The following is a 23,982-nucleotide window of genomic DNA, read 5'->3' on the forward strand; positions in this document are numbered from 1 at the left end:
CCGTCCGGGTACTTCTCGGTGTTCAGGGGCCGTGCCGGGGCCGGTTGACGGAAGGCGCGCGGGCGCGCGGAAGCGCCCCGGCGGGGCGGGTGGGGTCCCGCCGGGGCGCTGTCGAAGGGGCGGCCAGGGCCTCGCCCGGCTGGCTGAAAACAGCCGCTGCCGAACTACACGCCGAACTGCCCTGGGGGCGGGCTCGGTTCAGTGGCCGATGAAGTCCTGCTCGGCCCAGGGGCCGACGACGCCGGGGTCGATCCGGGCATCCAGAACGAGGGGTCCACGCGGCCGGGCGAACCAGTCGGCGGCCGCCGCGAGGTCGGCGTGCCGGCGCACGGTGAGCGCGCGGGCCCCCGCCGCGCGGGCGCCCGCCGCGATGTCCCCGCCGCCGGTGAGGTCGGTGTCGGGGAAGCGCACCAGCTCCAACCCCGAGCCGTGGTCGAGGAAGTGGTGGACCTCGGCGCCGTAGGCGTGGTCGTTGTAGACCACGACCAGAACATCCAGGTCGAGGCGCACCAGGGTCTCCAGATCGGCCAGCGCCATGCGGTAGCCGCCGTCGCCGACGGCCAGCACGGTGAGTCGGTCGGGTCGGCCGACGGCCGTGCCGATGGCGGCGCCGAGGCCGAGGCCGATGGACTGGAATCCCGCGCTGGTGAAGACGAACCCGGCGGGGTCGGGGACGGAGAGGCCCATCGCCGGCCAGCCGATGAAGTGGCCGCCGTCCAGCACCAGCGACCGTTCGGCCGGCAGCAACTCCTCCAACCAGGCGGTGAGATCGGCGGGATGGCAGGTGCCGTCGGCGGCGGGCCCGGTGTTCCGCCCCGGTGGGTCCGGCGCCGGGGGGCGTGGCGGTGGGTCGAAGGTGCCGGCCGCCGGGCGGTCGTCGATCTCGGCGAGCAGCGCGGTGACCGTGGCCCCCACATCGCCGACGATGCCGAGATCGACCCGTCCGTTGAGGCCGATGGCCCGCTGGTCCCGGTCGATCTGGATCACCCTGACCCGGTGGTCGAAGACGGTGTCGCCGCGCGTCGTCCAGGTGGTCAGCGTCGCGCCCAGGGCCAGGATCAGATCGGCCGACTCCAGGGTCTCCACGGCGACGGGCTCGGAGAACCCGCCGGCGATGCCGACATCCCGTGGGTGTCCGGCGAACAGCCCCTTGACCACGGCGGTGGTCGCCAGCCGCGCCCCGATCCGGTCGGCGAGTTCGCCGATCACCGCGCCGGCCCCGGCGAGCCAGGCGCCCCGGCCGGCGAGCAGCACCGGGCGGCGCGCGGCCAGCAGTTCGGCGGCCAGCTCGGCTACGACCCGCTCGGACGGCCGGACATCGGCGGTCGGGGGCGACAGCGCGACGGCACCGGCGGGTTCCGCGGGCCCCGGGACCCGCGCCGCCTGCACGTCGAGCGGCATGTTGAGGACCACGGGTCGCCGCTCGTCGCGGGCCCGGCGGTAGGCGCGGGCCGTGTCGGCGACGACGGTCTCGGGCCGGTACAGCTGCTCGGCGATCCCGCCGGCGGCGGTGACCAACGCGGCCTGGTCGATATGGAAGTTGGACCTGGTCATCCCGGCGGAGGTCGCCCCGGCGATGACGACGACCGGGGTCCGGCTCTTGGCCGCCTCGCCGAGGGCGGTGAGGGTGTTGGTGAGTCCCGGCCCCTGGTGGACGCTGCAGACCGCGATCCGGCCCGTGGTGCGCCCGTAGGCGTCGGCCATGGCCATGGCGCCGCCCTCGTGGCGGGCCGCGAGGAACCGCGCCCCGCCCCGGACGAGGGCGTCCGTCGCGACGAAGTTGCCGCTGCCCACCACCCCGAAGACGGTGTCGACGCCGTGGTCGGCGAGCGTGCCGCCCACCGCCTCGGCGCCCGTCGTGTGCTCCCTGGTCACCTTCATGGTTCTCTCCTGGCACCGGTGTTGATGACGATCCCGGTGACGACCCGAGCGGCGACCGGATCGGCCAGATAGCTGTAGGCCCCCGTGTGGTCGTCCGGCTGCGGGGTGACCCCGAGCACATTGCCGCGGGCGATGCGTTCGTCGCGGCCCTCGACCCGGTCGGCCGTCATGCTCTGGCCGAGCGAGCGCAGCCCGCCGAACCGGGTGCCGCCGGTGCCGCCGGGGGCGACACCGTTGACCCGGATCCGGGGGGCGAGATCGACCGACAGATGGTCGACCACCCCCCGGAGCGCCCATTTGGAACTGCCGTAGAGCACGCCCCCGCCGGCGGGGTGGAACGCGGACTCCGACAGCGTCAGCGTCACCGATCCGCCGGCCGCCGACAGCGCCTCCCGGCAGACGGTGATCCCCTTGAGCGCGCTGAGGACATTGGTCTCCCAGATCTCCCTGGCCGCCGACTCCAGTCGTGCGCAGTCGAGTTCGCGGATGGAGGCGTAGTAGTCGAACACCCCGACGCAGGCGGTGAGATGGTCCAGCCGGTGCTCGTCGCCGCGTGCGACGTCCAGCGCCTCGGCCAGCGTCGCCGCGTCCGTCGCGTCGCCCACCACCGTCCGCAGCCGCCTCCCCGCCGGGCCGGCGGCGTCGCGGCGCAGCAGTTCGGCGTGGTGGGCGGATCTCTCCAGCACGGTGACGGTCGCGCCGAGCGCCAGATACCGCAGGCTCACCGCCCGTCCGATGCCGGAACCGCCGCCGGTGACCAGGGTGTTGAGCCCGGCCAGCGGTCCGGGCCGCGGCCCCTTCGGGTGCGCGCTCATGCTCCCGGTTTCCTCGCCAGCAGCCCGGTGATGAACTCCGGTTCCTGATAGCTCAGACAGTCCAGCGCCACCGCGTCGTAGCGGACGCAGGTGTTGCGCCGGGGGGACCAGATCTCCAGCCGCGTCCCGTTGCGCGTCTGGACCTTGCGCACCACGACGTCGGCGAACTCGTTGGCGATGACGACGGGGCCCTCGTTGCCGCCGTCGCGCGGATGGGGAAGGACCTCGCCGTCCTCGGGGTTCTCGGCCAGGGGGGTGTGCTCGGCCGTGGGTTCCGGCCCGTCGTCACTCATCAGCGCGCTCCTTCGGTCGGTCGGGTCAGAGAAAGATCGACAGGTTGTGTGCGTTGATCACCGCCTGGTCCAGCACCGCGTAACGCCGCGCCAGCAGCCAGCCGTCCGCCGCGCGGCGCAGCGTGTCCCTGCGGGCGACCGAGTAGAGGTTCGGCTCGATGCTGTCCCCCCGGCTGCGGTAGACGAGGCAGTTCGACGAGACCAGCAGCTCGTCGTCCCGCTCCCCCGGATCCGCCACCACATTGGTCACGTAGTGCCGGGTACGGGACGGCGGCTGTTCGGCCCAGGCGAAGTCGGTCTCCAGCCGGGCGACCCGCAGGGTCAGGGTCTGCTTGTCGTCGTCGAAGATCCGCGCCGTCGGCGAGACCTCCCATTCGGCCAGGCCCTCCCTGGTCACCCGGAGCGGCACCACATAGCTGATGTCGTCCGTCAGATACCCGAGCCAGTCGCGGTAGCGGCGTTCGTCGAGCGCCAGCGCCTCGCGGTGCAGGAAGTCGGCGACGTCGAGCAGGGTGTCCCGGTCAACTCCCTTGGCTGCCACGTCCCTCACACCCGTCCCGTCATGTAGTCGGACCATCGGGACCAGAGATTGCGGAAGTTGGAGTCGTTGACATAGGGCTTCACCACATGCCCGGGACCGGGGAACTCCGGATCGGGGGAGCTGTCCATGCCCATGATGTAGGGGAAGTCGACATCCCTGACCATGGTCGACCCGGCGGACCGCGTCACCCGGGCCCAGTTCTCCAGATCGTCCTGCTCGAACGTTCCAGCCTGTGCGAAGGCCAGGGTGTAGGCGCGGTACGCCTCCCGCTTGTACTCCTCGGACGCGTCCCTGGGAACCAGACACCAGGAGTACATCTCGGTTCTGCCCGGGCCGATCGGATGGTAGAGACGCATCGTCACAAACCGCACGCCGGTCTCCCCGGGGACCACGCTGAACGGCTGCATCAGAAAGGAGAGGTTGGGAAACAGCGTGCCGACGGCGGTCCTGGTCCTGGAGAACACCTCGATCTGTTCGGCGGTGAGGCTCTGCCGCATCTCGGCGGTCAACTCCTCGGGAAAACCGGCGAACGGCGGAAAGCCAGGGGTATGGCCGAGGCCGATGCCATGTCCCCGGCCGGGGATGCTCGCGGCCCAGCCCTGGCTGTGGGTGGCCCCCGAGGAGGCGAAATAGCCCAGATTGAAGCCGAACTGATGGGCGACCGGCGTGTGGTATCCGTCGCCGGAGAAGTTCTCGGCGGCGATCTTCCAGTCGGTCTCCGTGACCCAGTGGTCCGGCGGGCCGTGCACCTCGCTGCCCGAACGCCCCTGTTTGAGATAGAGGTCCAGATAGAACTGGAAACCGCCGAGGTATTCGTCGAGCGACGGCGCCTCGGGGTCGATCGTCCCGAACACCAGACCCGCATAGCTCTCGGTGCGCACCTTGAGCAGACCCCAGTCGCGTCTCCTGAGCCTGCCCTCGTATCCCTCCTTCAGATAGGGAACGCCGATGAGTTCCCCGGAGTTCTTGTACACCCAACCGTGGTACGAGCAGCGGAAGTGCGAGGCGTTCCCCATCTCCGACTTGCAGAGCATGTTGCCACGATGCCGGCACATGTTGAGGCTGGCATGGATCTCGCCGTGCTCGTCCCTGGCGACGATGAGGTTGTTGTTGGCGATATAGCGGGTGACATAGTCGCCGGCGTTGGGCACCTCTGACTCGTGGGCGAGAAAGCACCACGCCTTGCCGAAAAGGCGTTCCTGCTCGATGGCGAAGATCTCGCTGTCGTTGAAGACGCGCGCCGGGAAGCGTCCCTGTGGAATTCCGTCCCTGATCTCTTCGAGGGCCGATTCAACTCCCTTACCGATCGGCGTCGTGGTCATGGGTCACACCTTCTCGGCGGACCGGGTGGAGGTGCCCAGCCGCGCCTCGATCTCGGCGGTGATCTGCCGATAGCGCTCGACATGCTCAAGCGTCGTCCCGCGGTGCACCTCGGGCAGCAGATCCTCCGTGTAGGGCACCCGGCTCTGCCCGACGTTCATATAGCCGGCGGCGTTGACCCGGATCTTCTCCAGCGGAATGTTGTACTTCGCGAACTCGAAGAAGTCCTGTCCGACGATGAACGGTTCGTGCGCCCAGCGCAGCCGCTCGGTGAGCCAGCGGGCGTCGTCGGTGCGGCCCTCGCGGAGGGCGTCGCGCAGCGCGAGCACAGGACCGGGGCCCATGGCGGTGGTCGAGGACCAGGCCATGCCGGCCAGCTCCTCGCCGTACATCTCCCAGGCCGCGAACCAGTCGGTCTCGATCGGCATCAGCGGGAAGCTGGTGCCGGTGTGCGCCATGTCGTTGTGGTAGCGGAAGCCGACCGAGGCGCCGCCGGCGTACTTGACCGCGACGACCTGGGGCAGTTCGACCAGGCTGCGGTAGATCGAACGCGGGATCACGCCACCGAACGCGGCCGTGTTGTCGTAGACCACGATGGCCAGTTCGGGCACGGCCTCGGCGACGTCCCGGTAGAACCGCTCCATGATCGGGGCGACCATGTCACCCCACATCGGGCGGCCGAGCAGGGTCCCGGTGACGCCGATGTCCGAGAGGAACCTCATCCGCGCGACGGTGTCCCGGGTGTTGAGGGTGGTGGCGCCGACAAAGACGGGAAAGTCGGGGTCCTCCGACCGCGCGGTCTCGGCCACGCAGGTGGCGAACGCCTTCCACTCGTCCAGGGTGAGCGTGCCCATCTCGCCCAGCGTCCCGTTGGTCGCGATCGCGTCGACGCCGTCCCGGATGAGCGCGCGGATCATCCGCTCGGTCTCCACCAGGTCCACAGTGTTCTCCGCGTCCACCCGGTCGGCGCCCGGCAGCGCGGGGGTGGGCGGGTAGGCCATGACACCGCGCATGTCACGCCCGGTCACCTTGGGAAGCTTGCTACTCATCAGGTCCTGCCTTCTTCTCGGTGTTCACGGTCTTCTCGATCGAGCCGGCCCGCCCGATCGGGCTGAACTCACATACGGGCGGCGGCCACCGCCGTCCCGGTCAGCCATTCGGGGACCGGCTCGTAGGCCAGCACCTCGAACGGCGCCCGGGCCGCGCCCGCGGCGACCAGCCAGGTCCGGATCTCATGGGCGCCGTTTCCGGCGGCGTCGATCTCGCCGGCGGAGTAGGCGAGCAGCCGACTCTCGTCGCCGTCGCTCAACCGGCCGAGGAAATCGCGGTCGAACGCGGTGTTGATCCGCCCCGACTCCGGCAGCCCGACCCAGTGCGAGAGGCCGCCGGTGCCGACCACGACGACGCGTCGCACATCGGACTGCGCCTCGACCGCGCGGCGGATCATCTTCCCGAAGTCGTGGCAGCGCCGCAGGCCGGGCCAGGGCGGGTTGACGCCGTTCACGATGACCGGCACCAGTGGGTACCTCGACGCGGGGTCGAGATGCTTGAGGGGAACGCAGAAGTTCTCGTCGAACTCAAGCCCGCCCTCGACCAGGGCGGGGTCGAACTCCGATTCCAGGGCGAACTCGTAGAGATGCCGGCCGAGTTCCGGCTGCCCCGGATAGTGGTGCTGTTCGACATCGAGGAACCGGCCCATCTCCCTGGTCACCGGGCCCAGATAGGAGTCGCTGGTCGCGATGGCGAAGGCCGGGAGGTTCCCCAGATGGAAGTTGGTGAAATGCTCGACGGACACCGCGACGATCGCGTCGGGGGCCAGCGCGTCGATTCTCCGCCGCACCTCGGCGAAGGCGGATTCGACGGCCTCGCGTTTCGCGGGCTCGGCGCGCTCGGGCCATCCCGTGATGCCCGGTGAGTGCGAAGCGGTGAAAGCGCCGACAACGCGTCCCCTGGGCTCGCTCATCGAACCTCCTCCCCACGTATCCGTGCGTAGTACTCGGCGCGGTCGACCTTCAGCTGAATGGCGCAGAAGTAGATGAGATACGGGTTGAACCCGCGCTCGTACATGGCCCTGAAGTCGAGATCGCGCATCGCGGCACGGTTCGCGCCGGTGATTCCGTAGGAATCCAGGACCGCGTCCGGATCGGCGAGAAAACGCCTCGCGAGGTCCGGGTCCTTTCGGATGTCCCATAGCAGTTTGTGGAGGTTGTACATCGGCCTACCTCCCTCGTTCCTGACGACGCCGTCATCCCCAAAGCCGTTAGCCGTTAGCCGTGGCCGTTAGCCGTGGGCCGTTGGGACCTGGAGTCTAGGAAGGAGCGGCCGCCGATCGCGTTACCCCTTCGGGTAGTTCCGGGGGAACGGCGGGAACGCCGAAGCCCCCGCCGCCCGGAACGGACGGCGGGGGCGCGGCAGGTCCCGGCGGCGGGTTCTAGAGGACGCGGCTGCCGCCGATGGGCAGATCCCAGAGGTCCTCGGGCGCGCGGCCGGCCGCGCGCCAGGCCGCGCGGACCCGGACCAGCGGCTCCAGCGGGGGTTCGGCGGAGAGCGAGAACGTGCCCCAGTGCATCGGCGCCATCAGTGCCGCGCCCAGGTCGTGGCAGGCGCGAACGGCCTCCTCGGGGTCGGTGTGCACCGGGCGGAGGAGCCAGGGCGGGGCATAGGCGCCGATCGGGAGAAGGGCCAGATCGATGCCGGGACAGCGGGCGCCTATCTCGGCGAACCAGTGGCCGTAGCCGCTGTCCCCGGCGAAGTAGACCCGTTGCCCCGCGCCGTCGGTGAGGACCCAACCGCCCCAGAGGGAGCGGCAGGTGTCCAGCAGTCCGCGCCGTGACCAGTGGTGGGCGGGGACGAAGTCGAAGCGCACCGGGCCGCCGGCGGCCGGGAGTTCGGCGGCCTCCCACCAGTCCAGCTCGGTCACCTGGTTGAAGCCCCGGCGGCGGAACCAGTCGCCGAGGGCGGCCGGCACGAAGAGCGGGGTGAGCCGGGGCAGCCGTTTGAGGGTGGGCGCGTCGAGATGGTCGTAGTGGTTGTGGGAGATCACCACGGCGTCCACCGGCGGCAGCTCGTTCCAGGGCACGCCGACCGGGGTGAGCCGGGGCGGGGTGCCGAGGATCTTGCGGGACCAGACGGGGTCGGTGAGCACGGTCAGCCCGCCGATGCGGATGATCCAGCTGGCGTGTCCGGCCCAGCTGACGGCCACGGTGTCGGGCCCGACGTCCGGCACCGGCTCGGGCGCGAACGGGAGCCCGGCCGCGGCGTAGCGGGCCGAGGCGCCGGGGCGGAGCGCGCCCTGCCGCACGGCGCGCAGCATCGGGCGAAGCCCGGGCAACGGGTCGGTGAGCCGTTCGGCGAAGCCGCGCGGCCAGGGCCGCCGCTGGAACAGCGGACGCGGCGGGGTCGCCTGCCGTTCCGCCGGATCGGCGCCGGTGGCAGGACGGGGCCGCTCGGTTGGTTCCGTCCGGTCGGTCATGGGGCCTCCCATCTCACGCTTTCAGCGCAACACGGCCATGCGTGGCGGCCATCCGGGCGGCCGGGGCGAGTGGGCCGATCCAGTGACGGTGTCCATGATGCGAAACGATATTGACCGGGATCTGAGACGGGAGGAGGGTGTGGGGCATGTCGAAGACGCATCCGGAGTCCCGTTATGTCCATGGGCACCACACCTCGGTGCTGCGCTCCCACCGGTGGCGGACCGCGGCGAACTCCGCCGCCTATCTGCTGCCCGAACTCCGCCCGGGACAGGCCCTGTTGGACCTCGGCTGCGGCCCCGGCACGCTGACCGCCGACCTCGCCGCGCGGGTGGCCCCCGGGCAGGTGACCGCCGTGGACCACGCGCCCGCCATCCTGGCGACGGCCCGGGCCGAGGCGGAGTCCCGGGGCCTCACCGGCATCCGTTTCGACACCGCCGACGCCCATGCGCTGGACTTCGAGGACGACTCCTTCGACGTGGTCCACGCCCATCAGGTGCTGCAGCATCTGGCCGATCCGGTGCGGGCGCTGCGCGAGATGCGCCGAGTCTGCCGGCCGGGCGGCGTGGTCGCGGTCCGGGACGCCGACTACGCGGCCATGACGTGGTACCCCGAACACCCGGGTCTCGACGGCTGGTTGGACCGCTACCGGCGGGTGGCGCGGGCGGAGGGCGGCGAGCCGGACGCGGGGCGAAGGCTCGTCGCCTGGGCGCGGGAGGCCGGCTTCGCCGAGGTCACCGCCTCGGCCACCGCCTGGTGTTTCGCGAGCGAGGCCGACCGCGCCTGGTGGAGCGGCCTGTGGGCGGAGCGGACCACCGACTCCTCGTTCGCCGATCTCGCCCTGGCCGGCGGCCATGCCACGGCCGAGGAGCTGCGCGCCACCGCCGAGGCGTGGCACGCCTGGGGCGCGGACCCGGACGGCTGGTTCCTCGTCCCGCACGGCGAACTGCTCTGCCGACCCTAGGGCGGCCACCCCCGGTCGTGGTCAACCCCTGCGCCAGAGGAAGAGGCCGAGTCCCGACAGCAGCACGGTGGCCGTGCCGAAGGCGGTGCGCAGGGCGTTGAAGCGGGTCCAGCGGGGGGCGAAGTCGTGCCAGAGGGTGGCGGGGTCGGCGGTGCCGTTGGCCAGGGCCTCGTTGAGGGGGACGTTGACCGCCACGGTGGGCAGAAAGGCGCCCACCGCATAGCTGACCCCGGCGGCGACAAAGACGAACGCCGCCGCCCGGTGGCCGAGGGCCAGCAGGGCGACGGCGGTCGCGATCGCCGTCAGCGGGATCGCGGTGAAGGACGTGAGGAAGAGCGGGTTGAGGATCCTGGCGTTCATCGCCCGCATGGACGCGACCGCCTGCTCGGGCTCCAGGGTGTTCAACCCGGGGAGCACGGAGACGGAGAAGGCGAAGAACGTGCCGGCGACGACCGCCGCCAGTACCAGGGTGAGCAGTGCGCCGAGCAGGGCCAGAGTGGTCATGCCCCCCAGTGAACCGACACCGCCCGGGCGCCGCCCATCGGCCACGCTCTCGACCGCATAAGCCAGCGTCTCGCCCCGGCCGGGCGGCGGGGCGGGCTCAGGGGCGGACCACGATCTTTCGTCCGAGGCCGGCGGCGAAGCGGTCGAGGGCGGCCGGGTAGTCGTCCAGCGGCAGCCGGTCGCTGATGAAGACGCCCGGGTCGAGGACGCCGGTGGCGAAGAGTTCGGCGGCCCGCTCGTAGCTGTGCAGCACGGCCATCGAACCGGTGATGGTGATCTCCTGGTTGTAGATGCGGTAGGGCTCGATGGTGGCGGTGGTGGCGTAGTCGGCGACGCCGAACTGGAGGAAGGTGCCGGCCTTGGCGACCCGGCCGATGCCGTCCTGGATGGCGGCGGCGTTGCCCGTCGCGTCCACCACGATGTCCCAGCCCTGCGGGCGGTCCAGCTCGTCGGCGTTCCCGGCCGTGTTGGAGCAGCCCAACCGGCCGGCGGTGGCGAGTCGTTCGGGGTTGATGTCGACCACGTCGACGGCGCTGGCGCCGGTCCGTTTGGCCAGTTCCAGCATCATCAGGCCCATGGTGCCGGAGCCGTAGATCAGCACCCGGGCGCCGAGCGTGGAGCGCAGCACGTCGTAGCCGCGCACCGCGCAGGACAGCGGTTCGATCAACGCCGCGTCCTCGGTGGCGACATGGTCGGGCAGCGGCACGCAGTTGGCGACGGGCGCGACCGCGTACTCGGCGGCGCCGCCGGCGACGGTGACGCCGATGGCGGCCCACCGGTCGCAGAGGTTGCTGTGGCCGGTGCGGCAGTAGCGGCACTCGTGACAGTAGAGGGAGGGGTCGACGGCGACCCGTTCGCCGACGGCGCGTTCGTGGACGTCGCGGCCCACCGCGATCACCTCGCCGGCGAACTCGTGGCCCGGCACCACGGGCAGCGTCGGCGCGAACTCGCCCTGCCTGATGTGCAGGTCGGTACCGCAGAGCCCGCAGGCGGCGACCTTCACCACCACCTCGCGGGGGCCCGGGGTCGGGTCGGGCACGGTGGTGACGGTGACCGTGCCGACGGACTCGATCAGGGCGGCTTTCACTTGACGGCTCCTAGCGACAGGCCCTGGACGAGTTTGTCCTGGGCGGCGAAGCCGGCGGCGAGCACCGGCAGTGAGATGGCGATGGCGGCGGCGGACAGCTGGGCGAGGAACAGGCCCTGGCTGGTGATGAAGCTGGTGAGGAAGACCGGCGCGGTCTCGGCGACGACCCCGGTGAGCACCCGGGCGAAGAGCAGTTCGTTCCAGCTGAAGATGAAGCAGATCAGCGCGGTGGCGGCGATGCCGGGCAGCACGATGGGGGCGATCACCCGGCCGAGCACCACCGGCAGCCTGGCGCCGTCGAGTTGGGCCGCCTCGATCACCGAGACCGGCACCTCGGCGAGGAAGGACTGCAGCATCCACACCGCGATCGGCAGGTTCATGGAGGTGTAGAGGAGGACCAACAGCCAGATGTTGTCGAGCAGTCCGGTGTTCTTGGCGAAGAGATAGATGGGCAGCAGCCCGGCGACCACGGGCAGCATCTTGGTGGAGAGGAAGAAGAACAGCACGTCCCGCCACTTCTTCACCGGCCGGATGGAGAGCGCGTAGGCGGCCGGCAGCGCCAGCAGCAGCACCAGTGCGGTGGACACCAGCGAGGCGGTCAGCGAGTTGATCAGCGGCGGCCAGGGGTCGGTGCCGGAGGAGGCGCCGAAGAACTCCCGGTAGCCGTCCAGGGTGAGGGGCGCGGTGAGCGCCGGCGGGTTGCTGGCCGCGTCGGACTCGGCGTGGAAGGAGGTCAGCACCATCCAGGCGACCGGCAGGAAGAAGACCAGGCCGGCGAACCAGGCCAGCAGGCCGAGCAGCGCGCCCTTGGCGGAACGTGGCCTGGCGCGGGAGCCGGTGGACGTCGGGGAGGTCATCCTCGGCTGCCCTCCTCTCGGAAGAGCGAGGACACCACGCGCAGCGCGAACACGGCGATGCCGATGGAGCCGAGCACCACCAGCACGCCGGCGGCCGAGGCCACGCCGTAGTCCTGCGCCTGGTAGAACTCGCGGTAGATGACATAGGGGAGGTTGGCGGTGTCCAGGGCGCCGCCGGTGAGGGTGAAGACGGCGTCGAAGTTCTGCACAATGTAGATCGAGCCGAGCAGGGCGCCGAGTTCGAGGTAGCGCCGCAGGTGCGGCAGGGTGAGATGGCGGAAGATCTGCCAGTCCCCGGCGCCGTCGATCCGGGCCGCCTCGGCGAGTTCCGGCGGTCGGCTCTGCAGCCCGGCGAGCAGGATCAGCATCATGAACGGGGTCCACTGCCAGATCAGCGAGACCTCGACGGCCAGCAGCGGCATCTCCGAGATCCAGTCGGGCTGCGGCGCGGTGAAGCCGAACAGATCGCCGAACTTCCCCAACAGGCCGTTGAGCAGGCCGTATTCGGGGTTGAACAGCAGATGCTTCCACATCAGCGCGGCGGCGACCGGCACCAGCAGAAACGGGGTGATGGTCATGGTGCGGACCAGGCCGCGCCCCCGGAAGCGGCGGTCGAGCAGCAGCGCCAGGGCGAGGCCGAGCAGCAGGCTGACGATGACCACCGTCGCGGTGAGCAGCGCGGTGGTGAACACGGCGCGGCGCAGGCTGGCTTCGCCGAGCACCGTGTCGTAGTTGTCGAATCCGGTGAAGGCGCGTTCGTCGGGGTAGAGGGCGTTCCACTCGAAGAGGGAGATCACCAGGGTGGCGGCGAAGGGGAGTTGGGTGACCAGGATGAGGAACACCAGCGCGGGCAGCAGCGGCGCCCTGGTGGACCAGGCCCTGGCCCGGTTCCCGCCGCGGGCCGGCGTCCGCTGGGGACGGCGCGGCCCGACGGCGTCGTGCGCGGGTCCGGTCCCGGGACCGCCGCTTCGGAGGCGGCCGGCCATCAGTCGCGGTACCTCTCGGCGACCTCGTCGGCGAGCCGCTGCGAGGCGGTCAGGGCGTCCTCGACGCTCTGCTGTCCCGCGATGGCGCCGCTGATCTCCTGGGAGACCCGGGTGCCGAGGTCGGCGAACTCGGGGATGCCGACGAACTGCACGCCGGGCGCGGGGCGTTCCTGCACGCCGGGGCTGATCGGGTCGGCCTCGTTGATGGCGTCCCTGGTCACCTCGTAGAACGCGGCGGCGGCCTGCTGGTAGTCCGGGTTGTCGTAGGTGGAGGAGCGCTTGCCGGCGGGGACGTTCTCCCAGCCGAGGGTTTCGCCGACCAGTTCCTCGTACTCGGCGCTGGACGCCCAGGAGATGAACTCCCAGGCGGCGTCGGCGTTGTCGGATGCCTTCTGGATGCCCCAGGCCCAGGTGTAGAGCCAGCCGGAGCTGTCGGTCTGCTCGACGGGCGCGGCGACATAGCCGATCCGGCCGCGCACCGGGGAGTCCTCGGCCTCCAGGGAGCCGGCGCCGGCGGTGGCGTCGTACCACATGGCGGTGTTGCCCTGGACCATGTTGTTGAGGCATTCGGCGTAGCCGGCCTGGGCGGCGCCCGACTCCCCGTGCTCGCGGACCAGGTCCACATAGAACCCGACCGCCTCGACGAACTCGGGGTCGGTGAGCCCGGCCTGCCAGTCGGCGTGGAACCAGGTGCCGCCGAAGGTGTTGACGACGGTGGTCAGCGGCGCGATGACCTCGCCCCAACCGGGCAGCCCACGCAGGCAGATGCCCTTCATCTCGGCCTCGGCGCCGTCGATCGTGGCGGCGAAGTCGGCGACCTCGGTCCAGGTGGGGCGGTCCGGCATGGTCAGTCCGTGTTCCTCGAACACGTCGGTGCGGTACATCAGGAACGACGACTCGCCGTAGAACGGCTGGGCGTAGACGCTGCCGTCCGCGCCGGTGAGGGAGGTCTGGATGGGTTCCAGGATGTCGTCCACGGCGTAGTCGGCGTCGTCGGCGAGATAGTCGTCGAGCGAGTGCAGCCAGTCGTTGCCGGCGTAGATGGGGGTCTCGTAGTTGGAGATGGTGGCGACGTCGTACTGGCCGGACTGGTTGGCGAAGTCCTGGCTGATCTTGTCCCTGACCTCGTTCTCCGGCAGGACGGTGAAGTTGACGTCGATGCCGCTCTGTTCGGTGAAGTGTTCGGCCGTCAGCTGCTGGAGCTGGGTCATCTGGGGGTTGTTGACCATCAGGACGTTGATGCTGTCGCCGTCGGACGAGCCGGAGCCGCCGGCTCCGGAGCAGGAGGTGACCAGCAGTCCGGCCGCCATGGCGACGGCCAGGGCGCACCGGGTGCGTCGGGACGAAGGGGACATGTGGGGTACTCCTGAGGTGGTGGAGGCCGTGCGGGATCACCCCACCCGCGAGGCGGGGGTGGGTGGTTGGCGGGATCGGGCGGGGCGCCGGGTCAGACGCGGATGACCTGGGGCCCCTGATGGAGATAGCGGTGGGCCTCGGCTGCCGGGAGACGCACGCTGGTGACGATGGTGTCGAAGTCGGAGACCTCGGCGAAGCGGCAGAAGCTGGCGGCGCCGAACTTGGTGTGGATACCGGCGAAGACGCGGCGCCTGGAGGCCAGCACCGCCTGCCGTTTCACCTCGGCGACGGCCGGGTCGGGGGTGGTGAGGCCGTGTTCCCTGGAGATGCTGTTGGCGCCGATGAAGCCGAGGTCGATGACGAAGCCGGCGAGCATCTTGGTGGTCCAGCTGTCCACGGTGGCCAGCGTCGCCTCCCTGACCCGCCCGCCGAGCAGCAGCACCGAGAACTCGCTGACCTGCGCCATCGAACTGGCCACCGCCAGGGAGGCGGTGACCAGGGTGAGTCGGCGGTCACGCGGCAGGCATTCGGCGATCAGCTGCGGGGTGTAGCCCTCGTCGACGAAGATGGTCTCGGCGTCGCCGACCAGCTCGGCCGCGGCCGCCGCGATGCGCCGCTTCTCCGGCACATGGCGGGTGGAGCGCGCCGCCAGGGTGGTCTCGAACCCGGCGCTCTCCACCGGGTAGGCGCCGCCATGGGTGCGGCGCAGCAGCCCGTGCGCCTCCAGCACCCGCAGATCGCGGCGGACGGTCTCCCGCGCCACCCGCAACTCCCTGGCCAGCTCCGCGACCTCGACGGAACCCGCGCGCCGCGCCGCATGGACGATGGCGCGCTGACGCTCTACCGCGGTCACTCTGCCTCCACGACGGTCCGGTCTCTCCCAGCTGTGCCCGAATGGGCCCGTACGGAGATTTGTACCGTCGGAGAGCGGCGTCGAACAGAGGGCAACTGCTCAGGATCATGCCCGGTTGTGCCCGTTGTTTGCGCCGGGCGGCGGGTGGACGGCGCAGCTCAGCGGCGCGCGGCGGGGCGCGGACGCCGCCCGGCTCGCCCGTTTCCGGCCAGCCTCAGCCCGCTCGGGGCCCGGACGCCCGGAAACTGCCCGAGCGGGCGCAGCAACGGCCGCGTCGGTGCGGACGGCGCGGACGGCGCGGACGGGTCAGCGGCGTCTGGCGGCGTAGACGCCGCAGAGGGCGCCGATGGCGAGGGTGAAGAGCAGCGCCAGCCAGAGCGGCATGGTGACCTCGGGGATCAACAGCCTGATCCTGGTCTGGCGGGTGTTGCCGAAGATGAAGATCAGCGTCAGCACGGCGATCACCAGCATGATGATCCGGCCGGGAGTGAAGAACTCGTTGGTCCGTGGGGCTCTCGTCCTGGTGGTCATGACCCCAGGATGAGAGCGAAGGCGGCCGTCCGCCCGCCGAGCCGGGAAGGGGGACGGCCGCCAGGGCGCTCGGGGCGCGCTCAGGCGTAGACGCGTTCGACGAACTCGGCGAGCTGGTCGTCGCTCAGCACCCGGGCCAGATCGGCCTCGCTGATCATGCCGGCCAGGCGCTTGTTCTCGTCGATCACCGGCAGGCGGCGGATCTGGTGCGTCTCCATCTCGGCGAGCACCTCGTCCACCTCGGCCATGGTGTTGATCCAACGCGGGGTGCCCCGGCACAGGTCCCCGGCCGTGACCTTGGCCGGGTCGTGGCCGGCGGCCACCACCCGCACCACGATGTCACGGTCGGTGATGATCCCGCAGAGACGTTCGTCGACGTCGCTCACCGGAAGCGCGCCCACGTCCAGCTCGCGCATCAGCTGCGCGCCCCGGTCCAGGCTCTCGGTGGCGGGAATCCACTGTGCGCCGGGGTTCATGATGTCCGCGGCGATGGTCATGAGGGGTCCCTCCTCGAACATTTCGGTTGGGTGGTTCTCATGCCTCCCCACCATGCTCGACGATTCGCCCCATCTGCGCCATTCGGGTGAGTAGCCGCCCGTCGGCCCGTGACGTAGTCCGCCGCGCCGTTCTCAGTGCGCCTCCCGGCCGCCGTCCAGGTCCAGCTCCGGCACATCGTCCCGGTCCAGGCCGAACGCGCTTACGTAGAGGGCGAGTTCGGCCTCCAGGGCGCGGCGGATGGTGGCCGCGCGGCGGAAGCCGTGGCCCTCGCCCTCGAAGGTGAGATAGGCGTGCGGCACCCCCCTGCCGGCCACCGCCGCCAGCAGCCGTTCGGCCTGCTCGGGGCGGCAGATCCGGTCGTCCAGGCCCTGGAGCAGCACAAAGGGGGCGACGATCCGCTCGGCGTGGTGGACGGGGGAACGTTCCCGGTAGCGGTCGGGGACATCGTCCAGCGGGCCGATCAGCGACTCCAGATAGTGCGACTCGAAATCGTGGGTGCCGTCCCTGGACCAGCCGACCATGTCCAGCAGCGGATAGCTGATGGCGCCGGCGGCGTAGAGGTCGGCCGTGTCCGGGTCGGTGAGCGAGGCGGCGGCGGTGTAGCCGCCGGCGCTGCCGCCGCGGATGCCCAGCCGGGCCGGATCGGCGGCGCCCTCGGCGACCAGGCCACGGGCCACGGCGGCGCAGTCCTCGACGTCGACCACGCCCCAGTTGCCGCGCAGCCGCTCGCGGTAGGCGCGGCCATAGCCGGTGGAGCCGCCGTAGTTGACCTCGGCGACGCCGATGCCGCGCGAGGTGAAGTAGGCGATCTCCAGATCGAGGGCGAGCGGGACATGGTCGGTGGGGCCGCCGTGCGCCCAGATCACATAGGGCGGCGCCGCGCCGGGCGGCCCGGTGAACCCGGGGTGGCGCGGCGGATGCACCCAGGCGTGCACCTCGCGGCCGCCGGGGCCGTCGAAGACCCGGGCCGCCGGCCGGGAGTGGTGCTCCGGGTCGACCCGGTCCTCGTGCCGCTCGGCCAGCACCCGGCAGTGGCCGGTGGCGGTATCGAGACAGACCACCTCGTAGTCGCGGTCCGGTCCCGCCGCGATGCCGACGACCCGCTCGCCGGCCGCCGCCAGCGAGGGCCACCAGGCGGTCCAGGGGCCGACGGCGTCCGCCAACTCGCCGGTGGCCGGGTCGAGTACGGCCAGTCGCGAGGTGCCGAGACCGTGCAGCACGGCGATGGTACCGTGCGGCAGCGGAACCATCCAGCGCAGCCCGATCCGCCAGAGCGCGTCGCCGAACTCTTCTTGTTTCGCACAGAGGTTGGTGACCGTGCCGGTGTCCGGGTCGATCCGGTGCGGCTGCCACCAGCCCTCGCGGTCGGTGAGCGCCAACAGGCTGCCGTCGTGGGCCCATTCGACCTGGGTGACGGATTCCGTCGGGCCGCCGGCGAGGATCCGCGAGGGGCGGAGCCGGCCGTCGTCCGTGACCTCGGCGAGCAGCAGTTCGGTGCCGTCCCAGGGCATCCGGGGGTGGTCCCAGGCCAGATAGGCGATCCGGGAGCCGTCGGGCGAACGACGGGGGCCGGTGACAAAGCGGTGCCGGTCGTCCGTCAACTCCCTTATCGCGGACCGGTCCTCGGCGGCCGAGCCGTCCAGCGGCACGGCGACCAGCAGCCGGCGCAGATCGCTCGGCCCGGGGCCGGTGAACTCCTCAAGGACGCACCAGACCTCGTCGCGTTCGGGCACCAGCAGCGGATCGCACCAGCGGAGCCCGCCGCCCACCTCGGAGGTCGGGGTCAGCACCCTGGGCGCGGCGCCGCCGGGGGCGTCCGGCTCCAGGGCGTGCAGGCGCTGGTCGGCGAAGTCGGTGAAGACGATCAGCGGGCCGCCCTCGGCGCGCGCCGTGCCGGCCCAGGGGAAGCCGCCGTACTCGATGACCCGGTTGCGGACGTTCCAGGGCGCCGGCAGCGCGGAGACCGGCGCGGTGTCCCCTGGGCGCAGCCGCAGCAGCGCGCGCCGGCCGCCCTCGGCGGGGCGCGGCGCCGTCCACAAGATCTCGTCGCCGACCACGCCCAGCGCCTCGGGGCGCCCGTCGTGCTGGGCGACCAGCGCGGCGTCGATGGGTGAGGGCCAACTTCCGTACGGAGCCTGGGGCATGACCGATGTCCTCCCGGATGGCAATGACTGATGGACTGTCGGGCTGTCGGGCAGTCAGAGTGCGCGCAGCGCCCGGTCGAGCGCCCGGGTGCCGAAGTGCAGCGCCTCGACCGGCACCCGCTCGTCGACGCCGTGGAACATCGCCTGGTAGTCGAAGCCCTCGGGCAGCCGCAGCGGCATGAAGCCGTAGTTGGTGACGCCGAGCCGGGAGAACTGCTTGGCGTCGGTGCCGCCCGACATGCAGTAGGGGATGACCCTCGCGTCCGGGTCGAAGTGCAGCAGCGCGTCGCGGAGCACGGCGTAGGTGGGGGCGTCCACCGGGGCCTGGAGGGGGATCTCGTGGTGCAGGAAGTCCCAGTCGACGTCGGGCCCGGTGAGTTGGTCCAGCGTCGCGGCGAACTCCCGCTCCGTGCCGGGGAGTACCCGGCCGTCGACATGGGCGCCGGCGCTGCCGGGGATCACGTTCACCTTGTAACCGGCGTCCAGCATGGTGGGGTTGGCGCTGTTGCGGACGGTGGGGGCGAGGAGTTCGGCGGCCGGCCCCAGCAGGGCGAGCAGCCGGTCCACCGAGGTGGCGAGACGTTCGGGGTCCGGGTCTTCGAGGTCGGGCAGCGGCACCCCGTAGACCCTGGCCAGCTCGGCGAGACCGGCGCGGACGGTGGGGGCGAGCCGGACGGGCCAGCGGTGTTCGCCGATCCTGGTGACGGCGGCCGTCAGCCGGGTGACGGCGTTCTCCGCGTTGATCTTGGAGCCGTGTCCCGCGCGGCCCTGGGCGGTGAGGGTGAGCCAGGCGGTGCCGCGTTCGCCGGCGGCCAGCGGGTAGAGGCGGCGGCCGTCGCCGGGGTGGAAGGTGAAGGCGCCGGACTCGCCGATGGACTCGGTGCAGCCGTCGAACAGCTCGGCGTGCTGTTCGGCGAGGAACCCCGAGCCGAAGGAGGCGGTGTCCTCCTCGTCGGCGGTGAAGGCCAGCACCACGGGGCGCCGGGGGCGCACGCCGGCGCGCGCCCAAGCGCGCACCACGGCGAGAACCATGGCGTCGGCGTCCTTCATGTCGACCGCGCCCCGGCCCCAGACCACGCCGTCGCTGATCTCGCCGGAGAACGGGTGGACCCGCCATTCGTCGGGGTCGGCGGGGACCACGTCCAGATGGCCGTGGACCAGCAGCGCGTCGGCCGAGGGATCGCTGCCCTCGATCCGCGCGACCACATTGGTGCGGCCCTGGGCCTTCTCCAACAGCGTCGGCTCGATGCCGACTTCGGCAAGACGCTCGGCGACGTACTCGGCGGCCGGACGCTCGACGCCGTCGCCGCCGCCCCGGTTGGTGGTGTCGATCCGGATCAGCTCGGAGGTGAAGCGCACCGCCTCGTCCAGCGCCCGGGCGTCGATATGCGGCGGCGCCTCGGGCGCGGCCGGGGCCTGGGCGGACGTCGGGGCCTGGGGCTCAGCCATACCATTCCTCCACGGCGGCGGACACCATGGTGGTGACCGTCTTGAAGCAGCGAATTCCCTCGTACATGGTGGGCGCCGTATAGGCGACGCGCCGCTCGGCGGTCTGTTCCACGCCGGGCACCAGGGCGGCGGCGCCGGCCAGCTGTTCGGCGTCGAAGTCGATCTCCACGGTGCGCGGCCTGGGCCCCGCCGGGGGGTGCCGCACCGCGAGCGCGGCGGCCCGGGTGGCGCCCTCGGTGATATCGGCCGCGGTGCGGGCGGGGGTGCGGCAGATCGCCGCATAGCGGGACACATGGTCCTTGACCGCGACGCCCACCGCCCCGGGGGCGTACCCCTTGGCGTCCTCGCAGGTCAGATCGTCCCCGGTGACCAGCACCACCGGGGTGCCGTACTCGGCGGCGACCAGCGAGTTGAGCAGGCCCTCGCTGGCCCGGACGCCGTCGACGAAGACGCCGGTGAGGGAGTTCCCCAGATAGGTGTGGGCCAGCACCCCGGGGGCGCCGGCGCCGGTGTGGTAGCCGACGAACGCGATCCCGTCCACGTCGCCGTGCTGGACGCCCTCGACCATGCTGAGGTCCTTGTGCCGGCCGGTGAGCAACTGGGCCCGGTCGTCGAGCTGTTCGAGGAGCAGATTGCGCATGGTCATATGCGCCTCGTTGACGAGGACCGTATCCGCGCCGCCGGCGAGGAAGCCGGCGATGGCGGCGTTGACGTCCGAGGTGAGCATCGGCCGGCAGCGCTGCCATTCGGGGGTGCCGGGCAGGCAGTCGGCCGGCCAGGTGACGCCGGTGGCCCCCTCCATATCGGCGGAGATAAGGATCTTCGTCATGGGGGGAGACGTTACCTTCGCGTTCAGCCCACAGCCAGATCGCGCGCGCCCCCGCGAGCGCCGTTCACCTCCTCGGCGAGCCGGCGCAGCGCCTCGGCGCCCGGGGTGCCGGGGGCGGCGCTGAACACCTGGAGCTGCTGCCCCATCCGGCCGGGCAGCGGCGGCACGTGCAGCGTCTCGTAGTCCAGCTCCAGCGGGCCGACGGTGGGGTGTCCGAACCGCTTGCTGCCTTCCCCGCACATCCGCACGTCGCCGGCCGCCCAGCGGGTCCTGAAGTCGGCGCTGCGCTCGGCCAACTCCGCGACCAGCTCGGCGAGTTGATCGTCCTCGGGGTAGCGCCCCACGGCGTGCCGCAGCAGCGCCACCACCTCCTGGCGGCGGTCCGGCCAGTCGGGGAAGGTCTCCCCGGCGGACGGGTCGAGGAAGAGGTGACGCGCCTGGTTGCGGTCCCTGACGGCCGGCTCGTCGAGCCCGCCGAAGAGGGCGGAGCCCAGCGCGTTCCAGGCGAGCAGCTGCAGCCGCTCGTCGAGCACCACGGCCGGCAGCCCGGCCAGCCCGTCCAGCACCCGGCGCAGCTCGGCCCTGATCGGTCCCGGCGAGGGCGCGGGGCGCGGGGCGGTGGCGCGCGGCCGGCCGGCCAGCGCGGTCAGATGGGCGCGGGCGGTGTGGTCCAGGCGCAGCGCCCTGGCCAGCGCGTCCAGCACCTCGGGGGACGGCTGGTTGGCGCGGCCCTGCTCCAGCCGCACGTAGTAGTCGACGCTGATCCCGGCGAGCCGGGCCAGCTCCTCGCGGCGCAGGCCGCTCACCCGACGGCGACGCCCGCCGTCGACGCCCACGCTCTCCGGGGCGATCCGCGCCCGGCGCGCCTGGAGAAAGGCCCCCAACTCCCGGCCGCTGTCCCTGAGTCTGTCCGCCGCCATGGCTCCAGTATCGCGCCGGAGGCGACGCGGCCTCCGCGAGGGTGGGACCGCCGGTCCCAGGAACGCCGGTCCTCCGGTCGCGCCGGGCTCTGGCTGCGCCCTGGCCGAGCTGCGAGAACTGGGGCATGACCACGCATGACAGCGCGGCCGGGACCGGCCGCAAGGTGTTGATCGTCCATGCCCATCCGGAGCCCCGTTCGCTGACCGCCTCGCTCGCCGCCTTCGCCGAGGCGGAGCTGCGCGCCGCCGGCCATCGGGTGCGGACCTCCGACCTCCACGCGATGAAGTGGAAGGCCACGGTCGACGGCGACGACTTCCCGGGACATGACCCCGCCGAACGGCTCGATGTGATGGGGGTGTCCGAACGGGCCTTCGACGCCGGTACGTTGACCGCCGATGTGGTGGCCGAGCAGGAGAAGCTGCGCTGGGCGGACGCGGTGGTGTTCCAGTTCCCGCTCTGGTGGTTCTCGATGCCGGCCATCCTCAAGGGCTGGTTCGACCGGGTGTTCACCGCCGGCTTCGGCTACGGCGACAGCTCGATGCCCAAGTACGGCGAAGGCACCCTGGCCGGACGCCGGGCGCTGCTCTCGGTGACCATCGGCGCCGACGAGCCCTCGTTCTCCGCGCGGGGCATCAACGGCCCGCTGGCCGATGTGCTCTATCCGCTCCAGCACGGGGTGTTGTTCTTCACCGGGCTCGCGGTGCTGGAGCCGTTCCCGGTGTATGGCGCGCCCGAACTGGACGAGGAGGGGTACGCGCGGGTGACCGCCGCCTACCGGGAGCGGTTGGCCGGGCTCTTCTCCGAGCCTCCCCTGCCCTATCTGAGCCTGCGCGACGAGGACTACACCAGGGATCTGGTGCTGCGTACGGGCCGGGAGCGGCGTCCAGGGGCGGCGGGGATGGGGCTGCACCTCGGCTAGGGCGGGCCCGGGGGCGGGCGGTGCCGCCCGCCCCCGGCTCTTCGTTCAGGAGGGCTGGTTGTCCCGCTCCACCTCGGCCGCGAGGTTGGCGAGCAGCCGCTCGTAGACGCCCTTGAGCACCCGGGGCGCGAAGGTCTTCTCGAAGAAGCCGCCGATGCCGCCCGACCCCTCCCAGACCGTGCGGACGGTCACATCCGTCTCCTCGGCGCGGCCCTCGGCGGTGGCCGGGGCCGTGGTCCAGGTGGTGACCAGGGTGGACTCGCGGTCGGTCTCCACCAGGGTGCGTTCCTCCGGCTCGGAGATCTCCAGCAGGCAGGAGCGGACCCGCTTCCTGGTGGCGTGCAGCTTCAGGAAGACCACGGTGCCCGCGCCGTGACCGCCCTCGCGCACCTCGTAGTCGGTGAACTCCTCGGGCAACAGCCGCGGGTGGACCTCCTGGAAGTCGGCGAGGGCGGCATACACCTCCTCCGGCCGCGCCGCGATCTCCCGGCGTGCGACAACCTCGATCTGCGCCATGCGAGCACTCCCCATGCGTCGGTGAACCCGTGTGTCGGTCAAACCCGTGTGTCGGGCGGTGTGTTGGACGGTGCGTCGAGCGGATGGAACCGCCAACAAGCCTTCCACTTCGGGCGTCCCCGGCCAAATCGGCTTGACACCTCGCCTTCGAACCTGTGTTCTATTAACGAGTCCACGGCGGCGAGGAGGGTTCACTGATGCGCTGGAACCAGCTGAGCGAGGGATCGGCGGGGGCGCCCCCCGCACTCTTCGGCAGCGATGTGGTCAGCCGGACCATCGACACCCCCGAGTTCCGGGGCGTGACCTTCCACGAGGTGCGCGCCAGGTCCATCGTCAACCGCGTGCCGGGTGCGTCGCGGATGCCGTTCACCTACACCGTCAACCCCTACCGCGGCTGCACCCACGCCTGTGTCTACTGCTTCGCCAGGAAGACCCACGGCTATCTGGATCTGGACACCGGGCTGGGCTTCGACACCCAGATCGTGGTCAAGGTGAACGCGCCCGAGCTGCTGCGTCGGGAGCTGGGAGCGGCGCGGTGGCGCGGCGAGCACATCGCGATGGGCACCAATGTCGACTGCTACCAGAGGGCCGAGGGCCGCTACCGGTTGATGCCCGGGATCATCGCGGCGCTGCGGGACCGGGCCAACCCGTTCTCCATCCTCACCAAGGGCACGCTGATCCTGCGCGATCTGCCGCTGCTGCGCGAGGCCGCCGCCGTCACCGAGGTGGGGATCTCCGTCTCGGTCGGCCTGCTGGACGAGACGCTCTGGCGCACGGTCGAGCCGGGCACCCCGGCGCCCGAGCGGCGGCTGGACGTGGTCCGCACGCTCCGCGAACACGGCATCCCCTGCGGGGTGTTGATGGCACCGGTGCTGCCCTATCTGGCGGACTCCCCCGATCAGCTGCGGCGCACGGTGCGGGCCGTCGCCGAGGCCGGCGCCACCTCCGTCACCCCGCTGGCGCTGCATCTGCGGCCGGGCGCCAGGGAGTGGTACATGGCGTGGCTGGCCCGGCACCATCCGCGCCTGGTCCCCCGCTACGAGGCCCTTTACGCGGACGGCGCCTACGCCCCCAAGTGGTATCAGCGGCGGATCACCCGGGAGGTGCACGAGGCCGCCGCCGAATGCGGGATCGGCCCGAGCCGGCCCGGCACGCACCGCTCCCCCGGGCCCGAGGCCCGCGTCGAGCCCGAGCCCCCCGTCGAGGGCGAGCCGACGCCGGCGGTCACCCAGCTGACGCTGATGTGAT

At 71.6% G+C, this 23,982-nt stretch carries 25 protein-coding genes; 3 read left to right on the forward strand and 22 right to left on the reverse strand.

The genetic code is table 11. The features are described 5' to 3' along the window. Positions 1–198: 198 nt before the first annotated feature. The 9 genes from AOM46_RS20715 to AOM46_RS20755 form a co-directional block, all read right to left on the reverse strand. Positions 199–1,881 carry a thiamine pyrophosphate-binding protein gene (locus tag AOM46_RS20715; RefSeq protein WP_062214071.1) on the reverse strand — a complete coding sequence of 561 codons (1,683 nt, stop codon included), beginning with the start codon at positions 1,879–1,881 and terminating at the stop codon, positions 199–201. Beyond that, on the reverse strand, positions 1,878–2,696 hold the full coding sequence (locus tag AOM46_RS20720) for an SDR family NAD(P)-dependent oxidoreductase (RefSeq protein WP_062214072.1): 819 nt from the start codon (positions 2,694–2,696) through the stop codon (positions 1,878–1,880). Before AOM46_RS20720 ends, AOM46_RS20715 begins: the two co-directional genes overlap by 4 nt. Further along, positions 2,693–2,989, reverse strand: coding sequence for a hypothetical protein (locus AOM46_RS34745; protein ID WP_199824031.1), 297 nt, complete (start codon positions 2,987–2,989; stop codon positions 2,693–2,695). The genes AOM46_RS20720 and AOM46_RS34745 overlap by 4 nt, the downstream gene beginning before the upstream one ends. 25 nt (positions 2,990–3,014) lie before the next feature. Beyond that, positions 3,015–3,530 (reverse strand): 3-phenylpropionate/cinnamic acid dioxygenase subunit beta, encoded by a 516-nt coding sequence (locus AOM46_RS20730; protein WP_062214392.1) that lies wholly within the window; start codon positions 3,528–3,530, stop codon positions 3,015–3,017. 5 nt (positions 3,531–3,535) lie between these two features. Continuing rightward, complete coding sequence (locus AOM46_RS20735; RefSeq protein ID WP_062214073.1) at positions 3,536–4,852, reverse strand: aromatic ring-hydroxylating dioxygenase subunit alpha; 1,317 nt, start codon at positions 4,850–4,852, stop codon at positions 3,536–3,538. Between the two features lie 3 nt (positions 4,853–4,855). Beyond that, entirely contained in the window at positions 4,856–5,899 is a 1,044-nt protein-coding gene (locus AOM46_RS20740) for a dihydrodipicolinate synthase family protein (RefSeq protein ID WP_062214074.1), read from the reverse strand. A 68-nt stretch (positions 5,900–5,967) separates the two neighbouring features. Beyond that, positions 5,968–6,813 (reverse strand): hypothetical protein, encoded by an 846-nt coding sequence (locus AOM46_RS20745; RefSeq protein WP_062214075.1) that lies wholly within the window; start codon positions 6,811–6,813, stop codon positions 5,968–5,970. Next, the gene (locus AOM46_RS20750; protein ID WP_062214076.1) at positions 6,810–7,064 is read right to left on the reverse strand and encodes a hypothetical protein; all 255 of its coding nucleotides are present in this window, start codon (positions 7,062–7,064) and stop codon (positions 6,810–6,812) included. Before AOM46_RS20750 ends, AOM46_RS20745 begins: the two co-directional genes overlap by 4 nt. Before the next feature lie 217 nt (positions 7,065–7,281). After that, positions 7,282–8,322, reverse strand: coding sequence for an MBL fold metallo-hydrolase (locus AOM46_RS20755; protein WP_062214077.1), 1,041 nt, complete (start codon positions 8,320–8,322; stop codon positions 7,282–7,284). A gap of 146 nt (positions 8,323–8,468) precedes the next feature. Between AOM46_RS20755 and AOM46_RS20760 the strand changes: the two genes are divergently transcribed. After that, positions 8,469–9,284 (forward strand): methyltransferase domain-containing protein, encoded by an 816-nt coding sequence (locus AOM46_RS20760; RefSeq protein WP_062214078.1) that lies wholly within the window; start codon positions 8,469–8,471, stop codon positions 9,282–9,284. 21 nt (positions 9,285–9,305) lie between these two features. Here AOM46_RS20760 and AOM46_RS20765 read toward each other — a convergent pair whose 3' ends face one another. The 12 genes from AOM46_RS20765 to AOM46_RS20820 form a co-directional block, all read right to left on the reverse strand. Next, complete coding sequence (locus tag AOM46_RS20765; RefSeq protein WP_062214079.1) at positions 9,306–9,788, reverse strand: DUF1772 domain-containing protein; 483 nt, start codon at positions 9,786–9,788, stop codon at positions 9,306–9,308. 97 nt (positions 9,789–9,885) lie between these two features. Further along, positions 9,886–10,875, reverse strand: a complete 990-nt coding sequence (locus AOM46_RS20770) for a zinc-dependent alcohol dehydrogenase family protein (protein ID WP_062214080.1) — start codon at positions 10,873–10,875, stop codon at positions 9,886–9,888. Next, the gene (locus AOM46_RS20775; protein WP_062214081.1) at positions 10,872–11,732 is read right to left on the reverse strand and encodes a carbohydrate ABC transporter permease; all 861 of its coding nucleotides are present in this window, start codon (positions 11,730–11,732) and stop codon (positions 10,872–10,874) included. Before AOM46_RS20775 ends, AOM46_RS20770 begins: the two co-directional genes overlap by 4 nt. Continuing rightward, positions 11,729–12,718: a carbohydrate ABC transporter permease gene (locus AOM46_RS20780; protein ID WP_062214082.1), complete on the reverse strand. Its 990-nt coding sequence runs from the start codon at positions 12,716–12,718 to the stop codon at positions 11,729–11,731. Before AOM46_RS20780 ends, AOM46_RS20775 begins: the two co-directional genes overlap by 4 nt. Then, positions 12,718–14,073, reverse strand: a complete 1,356-nt coding sequence (locus AOM46_RS20785) for a sugar ABC transporter substrate-binding protein (RefSeq protein ID WP_062214083.1) — start codon at positions 14,071–14,073, stop codon at positions 12,718–12,720. The genes AOM46_RS20780 and AOM46_RS20785 overlap by 1 nt, the downstream gene beginning before the upstream one ends. A 92-nt stretch (positions 14,074–14,165) precedes the next feature. Next, a complete protein-coding gene (locus AOM46_RS20790; protein WP_062214084.1) occupies positions 14,166–14,927 on the reverse strand; it encodes a DeoR/GlpR family DNA-binding transcription regulator in 762 nt (253 codons plus the stop codon). 306 nt (positions 14,928–15,233) lie between these two features. Further along, complete coding sequence (locus AOM46_RS20795; protein WP_062214085.1) at positions 15,234–15,458, reverse strand: DUF1049 domain-containing protein; 225 nt, start codon at positions 15,456–15,458, stop codon at positions 15,234–15,236. 80 nt (positions 15,459–15,538) lie between these two features. After that, positions 15,539–15,955: a CBS domain-containing protein gene (locus AOM46_RS20800; RefSeq protein WP_062214393.1), complete on the reverse strand. Its 417-nt coding sequence runs from the start codon at positions 15,953–15,955 to the stop codon at positions 15,539–15,541. A 132-nt stretch (positions 15,956–16,087) separates the two neighbouring features. Then, positions 16,088–18,100 (reverse strand): prolyl oligopeptidase family serine peptidase, encoded by a 2,013-nt coding sequence (locus AOM46_RS20805; protein WP_062214086.1) that lies wholly within the window; start codon positions 18,098–18,100, stop codon positions 16,088–16,090. 54 nt (positions 18,101–18,154) lie between these two features. Further along, positions 18,155–19,549, reverse strand: coding sequence for a M20/M25/M40 family metallo-hydrolase (locus AOM46_RS20810; RefSeq protein ID WP_062214087.1), 1,395 nt, complete (start codon positions 19,547–19,549; stop codon positions 18,155–18,157). Beyond that, positions 19,542–20,378, reverse strand: coding sequence for a M55 family metallopeptidase (locus AOM46_RS20815; protein ID WP_062214088.1), 837 nt, complete (start codon positions 20,376–20,378; stop codon positions 19,542–19,544). The genes AOM46_RS20810 and AOM46_RS20815 overlap by 8 nt, the downstream gene beginning before the upstream one ends. A 23-nt stretch (positions 20,379–20,401) precedes the next feature. Further along, entirely contained in the window at positions 20,402–21,298 is an 897-nt protein-coding gene (locus tag AOM46_RS20820; RefSeq protein WP_062214089.1) for a helix-turn-helix domain-containing protein, read from the reverse strand. Between the two features lie 125 nt (positions 21,299–21,423). On the opposite strand from AOM46_RS20820, the gene AOM46_RS20825 reads away from it, so the two are divergent. After that, positions 21,424–22,218, forward strand: coding sequence for an NAD(P)H-dependent oxidoreductase (locus AOM46_RS20825; RefSeq protein ID WP_062214090.1), 795 nt, complete (start codon positions 21,424–21,426; stop codon positions 22,216–22,218). Between the two features lie 45 nt (positions 22,219–22,263). Here AOM46_RS20825 and AOM46_RS20830 read toward each other — a convergent pair whose 3' ends face one another. After that, entirely contained in the window at positions 22,264–22,734 is a 471-nt protein-coding gene (locus AOM46_RS20830) for an SRPBCC family protein (RefSeq protein WP_062214091.1), read from the reverse strand. 197 nt (positions 22,735–22,931) lie between these two features. Between AOM46_RS20830 and AOM46_RS20835 the strand changes: the two genes are divergently transcribed. Next, a complete protein-coding gene (locus AOM46_RS20835) occupies positions 22,932–23,981 on the forward strand; it encodes an Rv2578c family radical SAM protein (RefSeq protein ID WP_062214092.1) in 1,050 nt (349 codons plus the stop codon). The last annotated feature ends 1 nt before the right edge of the window (position 23,982 follow it).

The organism is Streptomyces sp. NBRC 109706, from assembly GCF_000974485.1.
In the GTDB taxonomy this organism is placed as follows: domain Bacteria; phylum Actinomycetota; class Actinomycetes; order Streptomycetales; family Streptomycetaceae; genus Streptomyces.